Source organism: Thalassomonas sp. RHCl1, from assembly GCF_947387555.1.
In the GTDB taxonomy this organism is placed as follows: Bacteria; Pseudomonadota; Gammaproteobacteria; order Enterobacterales; family Alteromonadaceae; genus Thalassomonas.
The window spans coordinates 678,871-697,442 of record NZ_CANDNZ010000001.1 but is presented as its reverse complement, the minus strand read 5'-3'; the positions used below and the strand labels follow the sequence as shown (position 1 = coordinate 697,442).

The 18,572-nt window shown below is 45.6% G+C and carries 19 protein-coding genes; 9 read left to right on the top strand and 10 right to left on the bottom strand.

Annotated elements, in window-relative coordinates:
• Positions 1–23: 23 nt before the first annotated feature.
• Entirely contained in the window at positions 24–794 is a 771-nt protein-coding gene (locus QL234_RS03220; RefSeq protein ID WP_281556407.1) for a DUF417 family protein, read from the top strand.
• A 170-nt stretch (positions 795–964) separates the two neighbouring features.
• Here QL234_RS03220 and QL234_RS03215 read toward each other — a convergent pair whose 3' ends face one another.
• Together QL234_RS03215 and QL234_RS03210 are read right to left on the bottom strand one after the other, a co-directional pair.
• Positions 965–1,180: a hypothetical protein gene (locus QL234_RS03215; RefSeq protein ID WP_152646821.1), complete on the bottom strand. Its 216-nt coding sequence runs from the start codon at positions 1,178–1,180 to the stop codon at positions 965–967.
• 204 nt (positions 1,181–1,384) lie between these two features.
• A complete protein-coding gene (locus QL234_RS03210; RefSeq protein WP_281556406.1) occupies positions 1,385–1,627 on the bottom strand; it encodes a hypothetical protein in 243 nt (80 codons plus the stop codon).
• Between the two features lie 264 nt (positions 1,628–1,891).
• Here QL234_RS03210 and QL234_RS03205 point away from each other — a divergent pair, with 264 nt between their 5' ends.
• On the top strand, positions 1,892–2,410 hold the full coding sequence (locus QL234_RS03205) for a hypothetical protein (RefSeq protein WP_281556405.1): 519 nt from the start codon (positions 1,892–1,894) through the stop codon (positions 2,408–2,410).
• Positions 2,411–2,488: 78 nt separating this feature from the next.
• On the opposite strand, the gene QL234_RS03200 is transcribed toward QL234_RS03205, so the two are convergent.
• The 4 genes from QL234_RS03200 to QL234_RS03185 all read right to left on the bottom strand — a co-directional run bounded on the left by QL234_RS03200 (position 2,489) and on the right by QL234_RS03185 (position 5,689).
• Positions 2,489–2,956, bottom strand: coding sequence for a glycine zipper 2TM domain-containing protein (locus tag QL234_RS03200; RefSeq protein WP_281556404.1), 468 nt, complete (start codon positions 2,954–2,956; stop codon positions 2,489–2,491).
• Between the two features lie 73 nt (positions 2,957–3,029).
• Positions 3,030–3,632: a penicillin-binding protein activator LpoB gene (gene lpoB / locus QL234_RS03195; RefSeq protein WP_281556403.1), complete on the bottom strand. Its 603-nt coding sequence runs from the start codon at positions 3,630–3,632 to the stop codon at positions 3,030–3,032.
• 73 nt (positions 3,633–3,705) lie between these two features.
• Positions 3,706–5,139, bottom strand: coding sequence for a hypothetical protein (locus tag QL234_RS03190; RefSeq protein WP_281556402.1), 1,434 nt, complete (start codon positions 5,137–5,139; stop codon positions 3,706–3,708).
• Positions 5,140–5,380: 241 nt separating this feature from the next.
• The gene (locus QL234_RS03185; protein WP_281556401.1) at positions 5,381–5,689 is read right to left on the bottom strand and encodes a hypothetical protein; all 309 of its coding nucleotides are present in this window, start codon (positions 5,687–5,689) and stop codon (positions 5,381–5,383) included.
• 246 nt (positions 5,690–5,935) lie between these two features.
• Here QL234_RS03185 and QL234_RS03180 point away from each other — a divergent pair, with 246 nt between their 5' ends.
• The 5 genes from QL234_RS03180 to QL234_RS03160 all read left to right on the top strand — a co-directional run bounded on the left by QL234_RS03180 (position 5,936) and on the right by QL234_RS03160 (position 9,196).
• Positions 5,936–6,193: a hypothetical protein gene (locus tag QL234_RS03180; protein ID WP_281556400.1), complete on the top strand. Its 258-nt coding sequence runs from the start codon at positions 5,936–5,938 to the stop codon at positions 6,191–6,193.
• Between the two features lie 82 nt (positions 6,194–6,275).
• The gene (locus QL234_RS03175) at positions 6,276–6,821 is read left to right on the top strand and encodes a 2OG-Fe(II) oxygenase (RefSeq protein WP_281556399.1); all 546 of its coding nucleotides are present in this window, start codon (positions 6,276–6,278) and stop codon (positions 6,819–6,821) included.
• 73 nt (positions 6,822–6,894) lie between these two features.
• Entirely contained in the window at positions 6,895–7,380 is a 486-nt protein-coding gene (locus QL234_RS03170) for a hypothetical protein (protein ID WP_281556398.1), read from the top strand.
• Between the two features lie 102 nt (positions 7,381–7,482).
• Positions 7,483–8,412: a hypothetical protein gene (locus QL234_RS03165; RefSeq protein WP_281556397.1), complete on the top strand. Its 930-nt coding sequence runs from the start codon at positions 7,483–7,485 to the stop codon at positions 8,410–8,412.
• Between the two features lie 460 nt (positions 8,413–8,872).
• Positions 8,873–9,196 carry a SymE family type I addiction module toxin gene (locus tag QL234_RS03160; protein WP_281556396.1) on the top strand — a complete coding sequence of 108 codons (324 nt, stop codon included), beginning with the start codon at positions 8,873–8,875 and terminating at the stop codon, positions 9,194–9,196.
• Between the two features lie 130 nt (positions 9,197–9,326).
• Here QL234_RS03160 and QL234_RS03155 read toward each other — a convergent pair whose 3' ends face one another.
• Entirely contained in the window at positions 9,327–12,461 is a 3,135-nt protein-coding gene (locus QL234_RS03155) for an efflux RND transporter permease subunit (RefSeq protein WP_281556395.1), read from the bottom strand.
• A complete protein-coding gene (locus QL234_RS03150; protein ID WP_281556394.1) occupies positions 12,458–13,516 on the bottom strand; it encodes an efflux RND transporter periplasmic adaptor subunit in 1,059 nt (352 codons plus the stop codon). The genes QL234_RS03155 and QL234_RS03150 overlap by 4 nt, the downstream gene beginning before the upstream one ends.
• Positions 13,517–13,753: 237 nt before the next feature.
• Between QL234_RS03150 and QL234_RS03145 the strand changes: the two genes are divergently transcribed.
• Positions 13,754–14,494 (top strand): AsmA family protein, encoded by a 741-nt coding sequence (locus QL234_RS03145; RefSeq protein WP_281556393.1) that lies wholly within the window; start codon positions 13,754–13,756, stop codon positions 14,492–14,494.
• 134 nt (positions 14,495–14,628) lie between these two features.
• On the opposite strand, the gene QL234_RS03140 is transcribed toward QL234_RS03145, so the two are convergent.
• The gene (locus QL234_RS03140; RefSeq protein WP_281556392.1) at positions 14,629–16,506 is read right to left on the bottom strand and encodes a DUF4105 domain-containing protein; all 1,878 of its coding nucleotides are present in this window, start codon (positions 16,504–16,506) and stop codon (positions 14,629–14,631) included.
• 110 nt (positions 16,507–16,616) lie between these two features.
• The gene (locus QL234_RS03135) at positions 16,617–17,096 is read right to left on the bottom strand and encodes a DUF3015 family protein (protein WP_281556391.1); all 480 of its coding nucleotides are present in this window, start codon (positions 17,094–17,096) and stop codon (positions 16,617–16,619) included.
• 193 nt (positions 17,097–17,289) lie between these two features.
• On the opposite strand from QL234_RS03135, the gene QL234_RS03130 reads away from it, so the two are divergent.
• Complete coding sequence (locus tag QL234_RS03130) at positions 17,290–18,177, top strand: alpha/beta hydrolase (protein WP_281556390.1); 888 nt, start codon at positions 17,290–17,292, stop codon at positions 18,175–18,177.
• The last annotated feature ends 395 nt before the right edge of the window (positions 18,178–18,572 follow it).

The window sequence follows — 18,572 nt, the reverse complement described above, 5'->3', positions numbered from 1 at the left end:
CTGCCGCCCTTCTGGGGTTAAGTATGTTACTGATGGGGCCCCATAAACACATTGCGCTGGCAACCGATTTTTATTCAGTCAGTGAGCTGTTGCCCGCCTCTGTTTTCAATGCCATGGCGGCTTTAGCTTTTATTGCCAGTGCTATCCTGGCATTGCTGTCGATACAGACCCCCTCTTTAAAGCCGCTATTAGGTTATCTGTTGGTAACGATCAGCCTGGTACCGCTTGTTTCCCTGTTTGCTGAAACCAGATGGATTGCCTCTATGGGTGGCTTCCCGGTAATAGGCTCGGGCCAGGGGGTGATCAAATATTTTGCCCTGCTCTCGATTGCCATATTATTCATCAAGCCGCAATTACCCCATAAACAGGCAATATGGATCAGCATAGCGCCGGTAATGTTAGTGTTATTATGGATAGGCGGCATGAAATTCACCGCCATCGAAGCCAAAGGCATAGAAGACCTGGTACTGAGCTCACCTTTGATGTCCTGGATGTATCAGCTGTGGGATGTGCAAACCACTTCCAATATCATAGGTATCTATGACCTGGTTGCCGTGGTTTTACTTATCGCCGCCATTTATTATTACAAACTGCTTTTACCCGCTATTGTTATGTCCGGCATGGTCTTTGTGGTGACACAAACTTTTTTAATTTCCTTTGATGCCTCGATATCGGCAGAGACTGTGCTAACCAGCACGGGACATTTCCTGATCAAGGATTTATGGTTTATCGCCAACCTGATCTTGTTTTACTTACTTTTAACACAGCAAAGCCCGGAGAAAAAGACGGCTTAACAGTAAGCGAAGCCGAGAATGGTTCCTGTCAATGCAGGAAAAAAACTTGGCAGGGCAAGTGGTGCTTGTCCTGCTAAACTCGGCCAATAAATGCTAAGCACACAGGTATTTCTTGATCAGCCGCCCCTTAGCCAGATGCTCCGGCTATATTCGCTGCCGTACTTACAGACTCAGCTGTTCCAGCTTTCATCAAACTGGGCGGTATAATTTTCAATATAACCGCATTTCAAACACATATAAGTGATGATCGGCACACCTGAACCCGGGTCGAAAATAACTTCTCCCGCTTCTTTTTTCAGGGAGGTGATCGCCGAAAAGCCGTCATTTTTGATCATGACCTCATCCGGATGGTTGATACAGTAACAATTATCATCTTTCTTCGGCACGCTTATCACCCCGGGCTGTACTTAGCCCAAATACTGTCGAAAATTATTTACATCTGGTGATAATAATAAGAGTTGGCTGTTTTCGGGAACATACTATTTTTGTATTGTTTTGTAATCTTTTGAAAAGGCACCACGCCCCTGTTGCCGGCACCTCATTGATGGTGAGCAGGAGCAGAGATTATCCGGGCCGGGCATGCTAAGCGATCATAGCTTATTGATCTCTTTTTGTACGTTATAACCTTCATCGGTCACGATTTTTTCAAGCACCTGCACCCGCTCTTCCAGGGCTGAAACCTGCTGCTTCAGCAACTGATTCTGTTTGTCGCTATCCTGGTTATGGTTCAAGGTTTTTTCTTTAAATTCCAGGTGTTTTTTATACATGTCGTAAAGTACGCCAAAGCCCACCGAAATCAATACAATTAACACCACCATGCTGGTACCGCTCATCCGACTCCCTCCACAAGACTATTGATAAAAAAAGTATATCCGCTTTGTTGCCTTATACCAAAGGCAGCCCGGGTCAAGCTTCGGGATATTTAGGCCCCGCACCGGGAAAAGTTTACCGGTAAATGACAAGCTACCGGGTCGACTTTTACCCGCAATAAAAACATTCAAGGAAAATAATCTTTTTTTTCAATAACATTGAATAGAAAGTATAGCCTGGCATTGGTGTTGCTGTTGATAGAGACTCACTTCATCAGGAACCACATCATGAGCAACTGGAAAGCCCGTTATGATCTTCATAAAGCCGATGTCGATACCATTATGGGACGCGAACTCGGCTGGTGGGGAAGAAAAAAGGCAGCAAAAGATCCCAACAACCTGACCGCACAGCGCAAAGCCGCGATCTTAAAGGCGGAAGCGGCAAGCAGCTTATATCAACCGCACAATATTATCGGCACCACCTCGGCCATAGGGCAAAAACCTACCGTGTATTACCGCAGCAACAGCGGCACCTTTGGTCACATTACCCAGGAGCATAAAATTCCCGAAAATGTCGGCAGGGAAAAACCGGGAAAACACCCGTTATATACGGCAGCAAATACAGGTAAAGGCGGGGCTTTAGAAGAAAAAATTGGCAACAAGGTGATTCATACCTCCCGCAACCAGTTTCAGCCTTTTGATCCTATGGCCTCCAATGCCAGCGAGATCCTTACCGCGCACATGAGAAACCCGGGGCTAAAACAAGTCTCAAACCCCGATGTACATAAAAAGTGGTTGAGCGCCTGAAGAAAGGTTATTACGGCTAGTTATTACAAGGTGACAGGCTAGCTGGGAAAACACAACCCAGCCAGCCTTTGAGGAAAGCTACATTTGTTTATCGATGCGCACCAGGCCATTGGCCAGGTAAACCATACGTACTTCATTGCCCGTTGAAAACACCATGCGGCTGTCATAGTCCTGCACCACCATATATTCCTTGTTGTCTTCGGTACGGATCATCAGCTCCACCAGCTCTAAAGTGCGGCTGTGGTATTCGGGGTTATTGTTACCGGCAACACTGCCGCCAAGCAAGGCCCCCAGGATAGTGGCGGCGGTACGTCCGCTGCCGCTGCCAAACTGGTTACCGAGCACGCCGCCGATAAGGGCGCCGCCAAACACTTTCCAGCCGTGGTTTTTATCTTCTATCAGCTCCTGCTCGCTGATATCCCTGACCGACAATACCTGGCCGAACAATACCTTCTCTACCGGCACCGCTTTATTGCGCTCGTATTGCGCCTGTGCGCCGGAAACCAGGGTGAAAAACAAGGTAAAACACAGTAAAAACTTTTTCATAGTCACCTCCTGATGATATGCCGGGGCCGGGATAAAACCACCTCAGCCCCGATATTCGGTTATTAGCCGCCTGTTACCAGCCAAGGGTCGCCACAGTACGGGTTTTACGGATTTCGGTTTCATCTGCCCATTCTACTATGCCGCTTTTGAGGTCCATCAAACGGATAGTGAACTTGTAATACACATCGGACGCATCTTCGGTATTTTTCACTATGCTCGACAGGTTGCCGTAAAGCATATATTGCGCTCCCAGGTGCTGGCCGAACTGAATGGCTTTACCCGGATCTACCAGACCGTCATTTTGCTGGAAATTGATTTGCTTACGCACCGCTTCCACCCGGGTCATATCGACAAAACGGAATTTACCCGATCTCAAAAGCTTAGTAGAGATAGAGTCGGTAATGGACTCGGTATCTATATGCTCGCTGGTTTTATTTTTAATACGCTCAACAAAAACCACCGGGCGGTTATTGGCGGTCAGGGTACCGACCACGGGAGATAATAACAACGAATCTGTCATTTCATCCGCCACCTTTTGCAGGTCGGTAGAACCAAAATTAATGTCTGTGGTTTCAACCGCCCGGGCATCGCCGTAGCTGATAACACTTTTCGAAGAACAGCCGCCGGCCAATAATGCCACCAGGGACAAAGATACTATCGGTAATAAATGCTTCATATGTTTAACCTTGTTTAATCTCATAATATAAATTGAATAATACGAATATTTCTGTTTTGCCAAAAATTGGCCGTTATAAATTCACCGTTTGATAATTCATAAAATTATCTATTTTCGTCAGGTTCACTAAGGTGGTGCGGTTGGCTTTGACCTCAAGCTCTATCTGGGTTTTTCTGCCGTCAACCACCAATTCAAGTTGTTGTTTCCCCGCCGGCAATTGGGCTTTTACCAACTGGCTGTTTTTCGGCAGGGTCACCCAGCTGCGGGTATCGGCTTTTTCCGATACCAGATTATAAAGATTTGCCAGGATATTACCGACATCATCCCCTTTACGCTCAAGGGTAGAGCGGAATTTTTCCTTGGCGATTAATCGCGACAGTTGCCGGATAATTAAACCGGGCAACTGCTCCTGCAGTTGTTTCGCCGCAAGCCCCTGCAAACGCACCAGCTCCATACTGTTTAGGGTGCGGTTATCAACTTTGAGTTGCAGCCCATGGGAGATACCGGGACTTTTTTCATATACCGGCAAGGCCAGGTTATAAAAGCGCAGATCATTATCAGAAGTCGATACCGGTAAATGCAGTGCCAGCTCTTTCTTTTCATTAATCAGTCCCTGCTCGTATATCACCACAACCTGCCCATCTGATGCTTTATGCTTTTGCTGCCAGGCGCCGTATTTTTGCTCGAATCTCACTAAATCGTCCTGCATGCCCAAAGCACTGGCCAGACGCAACACGTCCTGCTGGAGAAAGCCATTGTCGGGGGAGATTTCCAGCGCGCGCTTATAATCGATATAGGCATCATTCTCCTGCCCCGCCGCTTCATATAAGAGGCCGGACAAATAAAAGGTATAGGCATTTTGAAAACCGTTTTTCACTTCGCCGATAACCGCATCCATGCCCGCATAAGCCTGATTGATCCTGTGCCAGTCAGGGTTTACTTCGTCATCGTCACTGCCGGATGCCAAGGCCTGCTCGGCGTCCAATAATTCTTTTCTGTGCTGTTTCAGGGCTTTTTCCTGCACCTGGTTTGCCCGGCGAATTTCCACCAGCGCCCCTTCAAGGTTATGCTGATAAAGGTAATTCATCGCCTGGTAGCTGTGCATCATGGTTTGTTCATAAGCAGGCAGCTGATAGGCAATAACATTGTCATTACCGACAACTGCCCCCAGCTGCTGTAAACCTCTGCTGGCCCGGTACTTGGCCTTGCCTGCATCCAACTCCACCTGACGGTAAACGGCATCAAAAGCCGCCTTGCTGTTTTGCCAGTCATTGGCCAGATAACTCAACCGCCCCTGCTCTAACTGATATAAAATATCATCGACGGCATTTCGCCCCCCCAGGGCTTTATTTGCCTGCATCACATCTCCCTGCGACAGGGACAGGCGCACCGGCTTCATTTGCTCGGCATAACCGACAAAAAAGTCTTTAAATCTGACACTGGTACAGGCACTGAGGCTGAAAAACAAAAACACACACACCAGCAACTGCTTTTTATTTTTAACCATTAACTTCTCGGCAATAAAATCAACAACACAAGGAAAAACGTCTAAAACAGGGAAAATACCGGCAAGACAGGGTGCGTATATTACCAAATAACAAGGTGCGAAAGGGTCAAGACATGTCTACAAAATGTAATTAATTGTAAGATGGGGATTAGAAAATTAATCTGTTTTAGTGCAAACTTCTTCTAATGATTGCAGCAGCGGCAAGCATAACGAGTCCGCTGGCTGCACTTGTCAAACTTAACTATTTTGAACGAAATTTTTTCACTTCCATTATCAAAACCCCAAAAGCTATAACTAATAGACTCATTTGACTTTCTGCAAAATACATAGCTGACAGGGTCTGTTGCATAACATCATTTTCTCTGGTGAACAAATACTCAATAAACGAGCTGAAAAACCAAAGCAAACCGATCCAAATAAAGCCGATTCCTGATGTAATACCAAACCAGCCTAAAACTTTTAAAAGCGCTCTATTTATAATATTATGCTTCGGTTTATTTTCAGTTTTAGCAGTGCTTTCTATCTCATCATTTGCAACAGTACTACTCATACTTTTTCCTTTTTTAATTATTAAAGTCAAACCTTTCGAACGAAGCCTAACAGTGTTATAGCTAAGTCTCAATATCACCTCGAAGCCTGAATAGTGCGCTAAGCGGGAAAACACAGTCTTTCAACCAATAGCTGAAAAACCACAAATTTATAACTAATTGATGGCAGGATAATAGAAAGGTAAAATTGAAACATTCAATGATAACTTAGTCGGAAGGCTTCTGACAGTAAGCTGTTAGTAGTTAATATGAAATCAAATCAAAAGCTTGAACCTTTATATATGTTATGGTGGAAATTAATTGGATCAATTATTATTTTCCCCATATTGGTATTAGCCCTATTTAATGGGGTTCTATATATACCTTCTAGAAATGGTTTTCTTTATGTAGAGGACAGTTTTGTTGTCTTTGCCACTGTATTAATTATTTCATTTCCTTTATGTGCCTATTCTTTTTATCAAGGAGCTACGGGTCTTTATAAGAACTTTAAAAATGCTAAACAATAAAGCTGCTGATAAGCGACATCACTCAAAAAAATTAATCACTGCGCGCCAGATTTTCTGGCGTACCAAACGTTAACTCCTAATCATGAATCTACACTCTGTCAGCAAAAATATATTTACTCTTGATTCATTCCTTACGGAAAAGCAATGCCAAAAGTTTATTGAGCACGCAGAAAGCGAAGGTTTTCGTTCGGCAGATGTAAACACAGGTAAAGGGCGCTCTCATCTCACCCATATTAGAAATAATGATCGGGTAGACTGGGTTTCGGAAGACCTAGCCAAAACTTGGTGGAATAAACTTCTTAATGAACTTCTTCCAGAAATAAATGGTAAAAAGGCCATTGGGCTTTCGCCTCGATTTCGATTTTATCGTTATACACCCGGCCAGAAATTTAATATGCATAAAGATGGCAGACAGGAAGTTTCGGGTAACATTACGATGATGACTTTTTTGGTTTATTTGAATGAAGGCTATGAGGGCGGGAGTACTAAATTCCGGCAGGATGATATAGAGATTCATGCTGTAACGGGTCAAGCACTCTTATTTGAGCATCACCTTTGGCATCAAGGCACCAAATTAGAGTCCGGTAGTAAATATTTACTTAGGACTGATATAGTCTTCCAGAGTTGACTTTACATAAATTACAACTACAGCCAGCTGTCCGGTGATAGCGGCATTAATCGTACAAAACTTGAGATACCGAATGAAAAAACTATTTATCTTATTCACCTTAATTCCTTGCTTATCCTTTGCGGGATCTTTTGCTCCAATGCTGAAAGACTTCAAACTTTCCTCCGAAAAATCATTAAGTGCTGTAAAGCCAGATTTTATAGTTCAATCGATCAGAAGAGGTACTGATGATGGCAATTACGCTTCGACTTCAGATGCCGGTATAGTAACTCTTAAATTGACTAGTTTACCTGAGCAACTTCAGGGCTATACCTTCGAAATAGTGGAAGGTAATTTTGAGGACAAACTGTTCACTGATACACCTGTAACTCCAACTGAATATGTGCAAGATAAGCGTGAATTTACCTTTATCTGGTTGGATGGCAGCAGTGAAGAGCAAGAAGCTTTTAAGATTAAAGTGAAAATTACAGGTATTTCAACTTCAGGGGAGCAAAGTGAGCCACAATACCTTGTAATTTCCCACCCGGGGGTTAAAAAATCCTGGTGGAAAATCTGGTAGAAATGCAGCTAACAAATGTCAATTTGACGCATTTACGCTGCGCTTCAATACGCAAATTACACAGGCGTTATGTTTTTAATTTCAAATCAACTCAGGTATAAAATGAATAAGGTTATTATAGCGATATTAATATGGGGATTAGCAGGTTGTGCAACTTACAATGTCCAAATTACTGATGAACAACTAAAAAGCGTTAAAAAACTTGGAATTGTTTCTCTTGTTGGTAGTGATATTTCATATAGTTACGTTGGTGTAACTGTATTTAATAATGAAAATAAACTTTTTAATTTTCCAGAATTAGATATTGATAATCATATTATTAATGAAATGAAAACTGAATTACCATCGGCTAATAATAAGGTTGAAATAGTCCCCATCCCTGTCGAACGTTCATTATTGGCTAGTTCATATAGGAATCCCGAAAACTTATCGGGTTTTGATTTAAAGCGCTTTGTGAACAATATGACTGAAAAAACAAAAGGCAATGATTTATCTCACATTTTAGTTATAAGCCGAGACTTTATTCAATTTGATGAAGTTCCTGTAAAAATAAATGGCATAGGCCTAAGGAAGCACGTATTTAAGGATGATATCGGAGCTTTTATTTTTCTTAAATTCCAGTTAATTGATGTGAAAACCAAAAAAGAAGTATCAAACTCTTTTATCTTGAAAAAAGAAGAAGAAAGTCCATTTCCTTGGCTACAACCATTTGAAAAGAACACTATAAAAACTAAGTTAAGCTTAAAATCATATTTTCAAGAAGCTATATCTGAAAACAGTATGCAGATAGCTAGAATGTTAATTGGTTCGCCTAAAGAAATGAAGACTTGCTCTGATCAGGTTTTCTCTAAAGGTTTTGAAGTCGATGGACAAGTTTACTTTAAACGTGAAGAAGTAACCCAATTAATTCGTGATTTTAGATACAAAAAAATTGTTAAGGAAAACGTAGCACCAGAAAACGCTAACCCAAGCTATATAAATCGCTTTAACAAGTTTGATGAACAAATTTCCGAATGCCTTAGAAATATTTGATAAAACATGACAAGTGAAACATAGGGGTCAGGTCTTGTTTTTGCATTAGCAAATACTTTTATGCACAATTCAAGACCTGACCCTGACGGACTACTAACAAACTCCTCTAGAGACAAACGTTAAAAGCATTTAGATATGACCAAAGTTGATTTTGTAAGTTAGGTTCTATCCGACATTAGGACTAAAAGGCGCCAGAAACTCAGCCGTAACCTCAGAGCAAACGTTCTTCAAACCAACTTCCAGCTGCCGCAAATAAATTCCCCAAAAAGTCTGTTTCACTGTCGATTTAACCAGCCTTTTAAGCTTTAATTAAAGGTGCAACCCACCCCAAAAGGAGGTCGTCTATCTCAGTATTTCTCATCTATTTACGGTTATAAACCAGTTGTAATTTAAGTCGCAACCCCTGAGTGCTGTCACACCCAGAGGTCGCTAACCACAACGAACTTATACGGAGTACGTCATGGCTGAATATCATCATACGTCAGAGTTTTGCCTGGCAAAAGTAAAATATCCCATTTATCGGCAACTTACCGTACTGGAAACTGTTTGCGAAACGGCAGTGAAAGTGCGCGGCATCGGTATTAACTACCAACCTGTAAACCTTGAACCCTGCCTTGTGCTTCGGGGAAAGTGGCTGCGGGGGGCAGGTTTTCATGTGGGACAAAAGGTACAGCTAGTGGTCAATCCGGGGGAGGTATTCATCACCCCCAAGCAAGTTAGCTCTAAACAAACTGACTCAACACCAAACAGTGAAGGACACAAAGAGGGACAAGCGAAAGGCTAGCCCTCAAAGCAGAAGATGTTTGATTAATAGCTTTGAAGCCTAGTGCACTAAGCTACTGCCTCTACAACAGATGCAGTAGCTTTCTCGGTACATAAAAGGAGCCGTGGCGACTCCCTTATCATTTGAAAAACTAAGAAGCACTTTCTTTCACTCGGGCACTTTCCACGTCGGATACAGTTGCCTGCTCAAGCTGCAGCTTTTCGATTTGCTGTGTTATCGCCTGAGGCGAGCCGGTATGGCGGCATAACCAGTAGTAGGCGCCGGGCACCACAAACAAGGTAAAGATACTGGCCAGGGAAACACCGGCAAAAATCACCACACCTATCACCATACGGCTTTCAGCCCCGGGACCCGAAGCCAATACCAAAGGAATGGCACTGGTGACTGTCGTAAAGGTGGTCATGATAATAGGGCGCAAGCGCTGCTGCGCCCCTTTGATCAGCGCCTGCTCAAACGCTTCGCCGCGATCCCTTAACTGGTTGGCGAACTCGACAATCAAAATACCGTTTTTCGCCGCCAGGCCAATCAGCATCACAATACCTATCTGGCTGTAGATGTTTAAACTCATGCTCATCAGCTGTAAGCCCGCCAAGGCTCCAACCAGTGCCAGCGGCACGGTGAGCAGGATGACAAAGGGATGGATAAAGCTTTCAAACTGAGCCGAAAGCACCAGGTAAGTGATCAGCAGCGCCAGGACAAAAATAAACAGGATAGACTGGCCCGAGTCTTTTAATAGCAGCGACTGACCCTTGTAGTCCACCAGGGCTTCATCCGGCAATTGTTCATCCACTATCTGGTTGAGAAAATCCAGGGCATCCCCCAAAGCATATCCCTGGCTTAAATTGGCGGTAATGGTCACGCTACGCAGGCGGTTATAACGGTTTAACCGCGACGAGGTGGCATTTTCAGCAATAGTGATCAGGTTCGATAACGGCACCAGTTCGTTGGTGGTACGCGAGCGTACATAAATATTGTCGATATCACCGGGGCTGCTAAAGTCGGTTTCATCCCCTTCGACAATCACATCATATTCTTCCCCGCGGTCGACAAAAGTCGTCACCCGGCGCTGACCAAGCATGGTTTCCATGGTTTTGGCAATATCCCCAACCGGCACACCGAGGTCGTAAGCCCGCTCATGGGCAATTTCCACCAGAAGCTGAGGATAGGTTTCCTTATAATCACTGTCTATGGCGGTCAGGTTAGGGTTTTCCTGGGCTTTGGCGATCACTATGTCGCGCCATTTCGCCAGCTCTTCATAGGTATTGCCCTGCAGCACAAACTCTACCGGACGGCTGGAGCCGCCACCGCCTATGCCGCGGCGGATAATGGTAAAGGCGCGAACATCGGTGATATCTTTAAGCTCTTTATTAAAGCGGTCGGCAAATTCAAAGGTAGAGAAGCTGCGCTGATCCCATTTCGGCAAACCGACTATAGCCACACCGCCGGTGCCGCCAAAGCCCGGTACCCGGACGATCACCCGGTCCAGTTCATCTCTTTGCTTATAGACCAGCAGCTTTTCTTCAATCTGCTGCATGTTTTTCACATTGCTTTCGTAGCTGGCCCCTTCTACCCCCTGCATGCGGATAAAGAGATCTCCCCGGTCTTCTTTCGGGGTATATTCCTGGGGCAATTGTCCAAACAGCAAATAAGTGGCAAACAGGGAAAGGCCAACCACAGACAGCAATATCAGCGGCTGGTGGATACTTTGGCTTAACGCCCGGCCATAAGCGGCTTCTATTTTCGCAAAACCTTTATCCAAAATCTGGCCAAACGAAGAACTGCGCTCCCTGTGCTTAAGCATTTTCGAGCACATCATAGGGGTAAGCGACAAAGCGGTAATACTGGAGAACACCACGGCTGCGGCTATGGCCAGGGCAAACTCGGTAAACAGCCGGCCGATATTGCCGGATAAAAACACCAGGGGCACAAAAACCGCCACCAGCACTAAAGTAGTGGCAATAACGGCAAAGGCAACTTCGCGGCCGCCTTCATAAGCGGCCATTAAAGGGGTCTGGCCGTTTTCGATACGGCGGTAGATGTTTTCCAGCACCACGATGGCATCGTCCACCACCAGGCCGATTGCCAGCACCAGGGCCAGCAAAGTTAACAGGTTAATGGAAAAGCCCAACCAGGATAACACCATCATAGAGCCGATAAGCGCCACCGGCACAGTCACCGCCGGGATCAGGGTGACGCGGATATTACCCAGGAACAGGAAAATAACCAGGATCACCAGCATCATGGCGATAAACAGGGTATTATACACTTCATCTATAGAGCCCTGGATAAAGACCGAGCTGTCGTAACTGTTGGTGATAGTCGTGCCCTGAGGCAAGGTATCGCGTACCGCAACCATTTCCTCGCGGCCGGCTTTAACCACATCCAGGGTATTGGCGGTAGACTGCTTGATAATGCCAAGCCCCACCATGTTTTTGCCGTTGCCGCGGAACATGTTTTCATCGTCTTCAGCGGCTATTTCCACCCGGGCAACATCCCCCAGGCGTACCAGGGCATTGTCTTCTCCGCGGGAGATCACCATGGCGGCAAAGTCTTGCTCCGTCAGGTAACTGCGTTCAACCCGGATAGAAAAGTCGCGCTCAATCGATTCAATTTCCCCCGCCGGTAATTCAATGTTTTCCGCCCGCAAGGTCGACTCGATATCACTTACCGTGATCTTGCGCGCCGCCATTTCGATACGGTCTAAAAAGATTTTCATGGCATAGGTACGGCCGCCGCCGACCCTGACCCGGGCGACACCGTCAACCACGGCAAAGCGGTCAACAATATATCGCTCGGCGTAATCGGTGAGCTGCAGGGTAGACATGGTTTCACTTTGCAGCACAAACCAGGCGATAACATTTTCATCGTCATTGGCTTTAAACACTTCCGGCGGATCCGCCTGCTCCGGCAGGTTGTTCAGCGCCCTGGAAATACGGTCCCTGACGTCATTGGTGGCAGAGTCTATATCCCGGTCCAGTTCAAATTCGATGGAGATACTCGAGCGCCCCACCCGGCTGCTGGAGGTGATATTCTTGATCCCTTCCACCCCGGAGATCCTGTCTTCAAGTACCTGGGTGATCTTGGTTTCGACAATCGCCGCCGAAGCGCCGGTATAGTTGGTATTGATACTGACCACAGGCGGGTCTATATCCGGATATTCTCTCAGCGGCAGCAGCATAAAGGCGACCACGCCGAAAGTCACAAAAAGTAGGTTGATAACGGTAGCAAAAACCGGACGTTTAACCGAGATATCAGATAAGATCACTCCTTATCCTCCAGCACGGATACCTGCGTGCCTTCCCTGAGTTTCAGCGCCCCTTCTATCACCACGGCATCCTGCTCCTCAAGCCCTGACAGCACCTCCACTTTGCCCGGCTGACGGCGGCCGATGCGGATAGCTTTTCTTAATGCTTTGTTGTCGCTGACCACAAAAACAAAATGTTTGTCTTCAATCGGGATAACCGCACTTTCCGGCACCTGCAATACCATATCGGTATGGCGCTCTATGGTGATATTGAGCAACATGCCGGGACGCAGTTTCAGGCCGGGGTTGGGGATTTTTCCACGTATTTTTAAGGTACGGGTTTGCGGGTCGATGCGGCTGTCTATAGTGGCAATTTCCCCGGTAAACACCTGCTCCTGGTAGGCAACGTTAGTGGCGGTGATCTTCTGCCCTACGGCTACTGTGGGTAAAAAACGCTCCGGCACGGTAAAATCTACCTTGATCACACTTAAGTCATCCAAACTGGTGATCACATCACCCGAGTCGATATAGGCGCCGACACTGATCTCTCTAAAACCGAGCACACCGTCAAAAGGCGCTTTAATGGTGAGATCACTGAGCTTGGTACGGGCACTCATCAGCTGCGCCGATATTGCCTTGGTTTGGGCGTCCTGTTGATCCAGTTCGGATTTTGAGGTGGCTTTTTTCTTTAACAAATCCTGGAAGCGGTTAAGCTGGGCCACGGATTCAGCCAGGTTGGCTTCCAGCTCCCGTACTTTTGCCACTTCTTCCTGACGGTTTAACCTGACCAGGACCTCGCCTTTTTTCACCTGCTGACCGTCATCAAAAGAGATTTCATCCACCAAGTCAGAATATTTAGAGGTGATCAATACCTGCTCGTTGGCCCGGGCAGTCCCCAGCGCCTCTACCACATCTTTAAATTCCGACTGGGCGATAACGGCGGTTTTCACGGCAATCACCCGGGGTTTTTGTTGTTTATTTGCTTTTACCGATGGCCAGCTTAAGTAGGCCACCAAAGCAATTAACAGGGATAAAAGTAGCAATAACGGCAGGCGCCTGGTAATGGAATTGGACATAATCTCTTTATAGTCAGGTTGTTAACTGAACAACTATACCTTAGATAAAGCCATGCTTCGAGGCAAGTTAACCCAAAAAAATGGCAATTTACCGAAATTTACGCAAGAGTTTGTACATCAAAAAATACGGGAACGGGCAAAAAACACAGAAATTGCCGCTAATGAGACAAAATAAATATAACCCGGTGATAATTAAGATATAATCATTTCATTAATACATTTAAACAGGCGGTGACAGTGAACAAATTAGCAAGCATAGCAATTATCATATTATTACTTTGTGGCGGCGCCCTCTGGTTTTTTGCCAGCGGCTCCCTCAACCTCTTTATCAAAGAGCAGATAGAGCAGCAGGGCAAAGCCTATACCGAGCAACAAGTCACGGTCGGTGAGGTGGATATTAAGCTGACCCAGGGGGCCGGCAGCATTAAGGGGCTGACCTTAGCCAACCCTGCGAGCTACCAGCAAAAAAATGCCTTCTCCATGGAAGATGTTACTTTAGATATTAATGTCAAAAGCCTGACCGAAGAGCCGATTGTCATTGATGAAATCCGTATTATTGCCCCCCAGGCCTTTGTCGAGATATCAAAAGCCGGCACTTCCAACTTTAACGAAATTTTAGATGCGCTGGAGCGTAACCTGTCTAAATCAGATAAGTCTTCGCAACCTGCCAGCGAAGAGCCGACACAAGCAAAACAGCCGGAGCCAAAAGTCAGGGTAGAAAAAATCACGGTTGCCGGGGTTGCCCTGACCTTAGACCTGAGCCAGCTTGGCAATAAAGCTCACCAGGTCACCTTACCGGAAATCAGCCTGACCAAGGTTGGCGGCGAGCAGGGTTTACCAGCAAGCCAGTTAGGCGGTGAAATTATCAAGCAGGTATTGAAAAAAATCAGCAAGGCAGCAAAAGAAGAGCAAAAACAAAAAATTAAAGATAAAATCACAGATAAGATAAAAGACAAAATTACAGATTTGTTTAAATAAAATCTTGCTTGAATAGTCTGATAATAGCTAAATTCAGCAAAGCTCGCGGGCAATGACAAATGCTGTCATTGCCCGTTTCTTTTCCTGCACACAGCTTTTTCCAGCCGTACGGGGAGCTGTTGCCGATCACCCCTTTAGAAGCCCCAATAATAATTCATTTTCAATCCGACCAGGGTACTTGCGCTTCTCTCCAATAAAAACCTCAGTTCCCAGTCGGGAGCAAGCTGATAGTTAATTTCTGTATAAAAGCGGTGACGGTATGATTGACTCAAGTTAAGGCGCGCCGCTTGCTGCAGTTCAAGTTTCATTTTTGCCTTGCTGCCTAAGGACGTTAACAGCCCGAGTTTGGCTGAAACCAAAACATCATCCTGATCACCGGCAAATGCCTTGCCGCCGAGCATGCCATAGCCCAGAGTATTTTTGCCAAAACGATACGACTTTCCAATATCCCCTTCAATAAAGTAAATACCACAATCAAGGCAGGCATAATTTAATGCTTCATACCCTGCCCGAACCGACCAGGCATAGGGATTTTCATCGCGCCAGGGCACGCCCGGGGTATGCAAGGAATCGAGATCGAGCAAGTCCAGCTTAAGCAAACGGGTTTTGTTATCATCTGTAATAAATTCAACATCAAGCATTTCCAGGTTGGCAAACGGGTTTCGGGCTACCGAAGAAGACAAGTCATCAAAATAGGTCATTCTAAAACCCGCTGTCAGATACTGTTTTGATCTGCCTATGTCTGCCAGGCCAAATGAATATTTTGACGGTTTCATGCCCAGGTGCGGGGCTTTCTTCTCGCTATGCTCTCCTTTGGCAATTGCCCGACCAGGCGGCAGTTTTAGCCGTTCACGCATCAATTTTCGGGTGTTAGCTTTTAAAAGGCTGGCATCGGTCTGTTTTTGCTTGATCACATTCTGATACTGAAACAGGGTTTCAACGATGATTTTTTGCTCGTTGACCGCCAACTGCCGGTAGTCTTCATTGGCAAAGTTAAACTCGTTGTTGATCAGCTCACCGGCGATCGCCTTTTGCTTAGGGGTAAGCTGGCGGTAATAATCATGCAATACAGATTCCCGGGACGGGATAAAGCTGATCTTTTCCAGTAAAGGTTTATCCCGGTAGCTGGCCTGCTCCAGCCCTTTCGCCACCGCCGAGGGGATCACCCATAAGCTGTCGTTAGCGATAAGCGGCTCGGTTAATACCAGCTCAAGCAATTTGGCTATATGAAAGGCACAGTTTTCATCGATAAAATAATAGTCAAACTTATTGCCCAGCACTTCCCAGATATGTGCGGTAAGCAGATCAACATCGTCGCTGCTCAGGTTCAGTTTATACTCCCACATATCCCGCAATTCAACATCGCCATAATTGTGGTGATGGCGGTAAAATTGCTGATCTGAATATCCGGCGTCATAACCGCCAAAAATCCCGCGCAACACATAAACCACAGGGTTTTCCTGCTCCGGTACTATCGCGCCATAATTGAGGCTGGTATTGAGCAAATCGCTTTTCCCTGAACCACCGCGATTCAACTTTAGAAACAGATGCCCATACATGGAAGCGGGATTGCCCATATAACCGGAAGCAAAAACCACACTGAGGGAGTGAATATCGGCCTGTTGACGCCAATGCTGATAATCCTGGCAATTTACCGCGGGTAACTTGCCAAAAGGACTGAGGTCTACATGCTCGGTAATGAGCTTAAACCGGGCGGGGAAACGACATTGGCCATGCTGCTCCCGGGGATTGACAGGATCTTTTTCCTGGTAAAATGCCTTAATGGTGGCCCTTAGTTCTGCCAGGGGATCCCGGCGGCCGTTTGCACTTAAATAAAAGCTTTCGCTGGTAATATAACCGGGCTTGGCGGCATCTGCCGGGTAATGGAGTAATTTTCGCCACTGCTTATTTTCGGCAAAGCTTTGAGGTGATTGAGCGCCGGCCAGAACTGGAGTAGCAAAAAGCACAAAAAAGAACAGCAAAGATATTAGATACGAAAAAATTTGTTTCACTCAACTCATCTCAAAATAAGCCAATACTTTATAAAAAAGAAGTTTTCCAGCCGCTAAAAGTAAAAATGGACCCTGAAGGTCCATTTTTAACGGTATTTAAAAAATGCCGTTTAAACGCTTGCACAAGAAGCAGAAAAGCTTGTTTCAACACGCTCTTCTAAAGTCTCATATAAGGCTTGTGCATTATCATTTTCTTTTTGAGCGAAGTCTTCGCGCACAGCATTGATAATAGCTGAATGGCTGGCGGCTTCACAACCACGCAATTCAAGCATAGCTGTTACATATTCACCTTCACCAACAGCAACTTCCTGCTCAAGTACCGGCATAGTTGCCTGGATGAACATAGCAGTTTTTGCTTTCTCGCCAGAACATGAATTCTGTGAAGAAGCATTAGAAGTAACAGCCGTAGTACCTAAATCCCAGATAATGTTGGAAATCGCGGCCGCAGTACCGTTAGCAGGGAAAATGATTGCGCCGATACCACAATCTTGCCATGCGTTTAAAGATTTGTCGTTAGCGGCTGCTGCTGGCATAGCTGCACTGGCAGCAAGAGTTCCAACCATAAGGGCTGATAGAATAGTTTTGTTCATACTTCGTTACTTCCTCGAACATAAAATTTAACTGTAGACAGATTTGTCGGGCGCTACTATAACCCCTGTAACGGCTAATTACTATTCATTTAACTTTATTTCAACAAGTTTTCTCCCCTGCCACGCCTGTCATTTTTTTAAACTGTTAACTAAGGTTTTAATAGCTTTAAAGTTTTATAAGGACAGCTTCATTTTGATAAGGTTTTCTATACTCACACGGCTGATATGCTTTTTTGCCCTGATGCTGAACCTGTCAGGGTGCCAAAGCCTGTTTTTCTGGCCGACACCTGAGCTGGTCGATTCACCCAAGCGCTTTGGCTTTAGCTATGAAAATGTCGAGTTTCAATCCAGCGATCAAACCCGGTTACACGGCTGGTATCTATCCTCAACATTAAGCGGAGAAAACAGCCGGGGCACCGTTTATTTTCTCCATGGCAATGCCACTAACCTCAGTTATCATATCGCCAATTTGTACTGGTTAACTGAATATGGCTGGAATGTTTTTATTATCGACTACCGGGGTTATGGCCGCTCTGAAGGGGAGCCTGACTTTCAATCGGTGATCCAGGATGCCAGTTCGGGTTATCAATGGCTCCGTGACCGGGGAGAGGAAAATATCATCGTCATAGGGCAAAGTCTGGGCGGCGCCATAGCCACAGGCATGTTAGGTCTGAATCAAGACATCCGGGTTTCCGGCCTTATTCTTGACAGCACCTTTGCCTCCCACCGGGAAATTTTCAGGGATATTCTCGGAAAATCCTGGCTTTTCTGGGGCTTGCAAATACCTTTGAGCTGGAGCATTTCCGATGATTACGCCCCGCAAAACTTTATCGCTGCCTTAAGCCATACTCCGCTATTGATCGTACACAGCGATGCCGACACAGTGATCAATAAAAAACACAGTGAAAGCCTTTATGCTCAGGCAGGAGGCGTAAAACGTTTATGGATAGCACAAGACTTACAGCACGGGGCTATCTGGCAAGATAAGTATTGGCAACAACAACTTATCTGTCAGTTGGCACAATGGCCCAAGCTGATGCCTGCCGAACATGCCTGCTCAACTTCCGCCTCCCAAAACTGAAAAAAGCCGCTTAAAATCTCCGCTATACGGCACAAGAGATAGAGGATTATTAACGCCTTATTGGCTTTTCTACGAAAACTGGTCTAAATATTTAGTAGCCCGCAGGGATGCCCCGAAGTAAATAAACGCGTTACCCACAGATCACAGGATAACCGGCATTTATCAAGAGGTATTCTCTATGACTAAGGCTCTTCGCCAACGGTTAAGCTTAATATGCCTGGCCTGCGTTAATAAAAAATATCAAGGGCTCAGTGACCAAACTCCCCGGGCAGTAGCGCATGCCTTTTCAGACAATAACATTCATTACGCCACCCTCTTGCTATCCCAGACAGCAACTCAAGCTGTTACTAGTGCAAACCGCAATCAATATTCTATGACAACCCGCTGCGCTAAAG

What these genes read in the sequence shown, in the direction of transcription:
- QL234_RS03220 (WP_281556407.1), top strand. Translation starts at nt 24, where the DNA reads ATGTTACTGATGGGGCCCCATAAACACATTGCGCTGGCAACCGATTTT.
- QL234_RS03210 (WP_281556406.1), bottom strand. Translation starts at nt 1,627, where the DNA reads ATGAGCGGTACCAGCATGGTGGTGTTAATTGTATTGATTTCGGTGGGC.
- QL234_RS03205 (WP_281556405.1), top strand. Translation starts at nt 1,892, where the DNA reads ATGAGCAACTGGAAAGCCCGTTATGATCTTCATAAAGCCGATGTCGAT.
- QL234_RS03200 (WP_281556404.1), bottom strand. Translation starts at nt 2,956, where the DNA reads ATGAAAAAGTTTTTACTGTGTTTTACCTTGTTTTTCACCCTGGTTTCC.
- lpoB (WP_281556403.1), bottom strand. Translation starts at nt 3,632, where the DNA reads ATGAAGCATTTATTACCGATAGTATCTTTGTCCCTGGTGGCATTATTG.
- QL234_RS03190 (WP_281556402.1), bottom strand. Translation starts at nt 5,139, where the DNA reads ATGGTTAAAAATAAAAAGCAGTTGCTGGTGTGTGTGTTTTTGTTTTTC.
- QL234_RS03185 (WP_281556401.1), bottom strand. Translation starts at nt 5,689, where the DNA reads ATGAGTAGTACTGTTGCAAATGATGAGATAGAAAGCACTGCTAAAACT.
- QL234_RS03180 (WP_281556400.1), top strand. Translation starts at nt 5,936, where the DNA reads ATGAAATCAAATCAAAAGCTTGAACCTTTATATATGTTATGGTGGAAA.
- QL234_RS03175 (WP_281556399.1), top strand. Translation starts at nt 6,276, where the DNA reads ATGAATCTACACTCTGTCAGCAAAAATATATTTACTCTTGATTCATTC.
- QL234_RS03170 (WP_281556398.1), top strand. Translation starts at nt 6,895, where the DNA reads ATGAAAAAACTATTTATCTTATTCACCTTAATTCCTTGCTTATCCTTT.
- QL234_RS03165 (WP_281556397.1), top strand. Translation starts at nt 7,483, where the DNA reads ATGAATAAGGTTATTATAGCGATATTAATATGGGGATTAGCAGGTTGT.
- QL234_RS03160 (WP_281556396.1), top strand. Translation starts at nt 8,873, where the DNA reads ATGGCTGAATATCATCATACGTCAGAGTTTTGCCTGGCAAAAGTAAAA.
- QL234_RS03150 (WP_281556394.1), bottom strand. Translation starts at nt 13,516, where the DNA reads ATGTCCAATTCCATTACCAGGCGCCTGCCGTTATTGCTACTTTTATCC.
- QL234_RS03135 (WP_281556391.1), bottom strand. Translation starts at nt 17,096, where the DNA reads ATGAACAAAACTATTCTATCAGCCCTTATGGTTGGAACTCTTGCTGCC.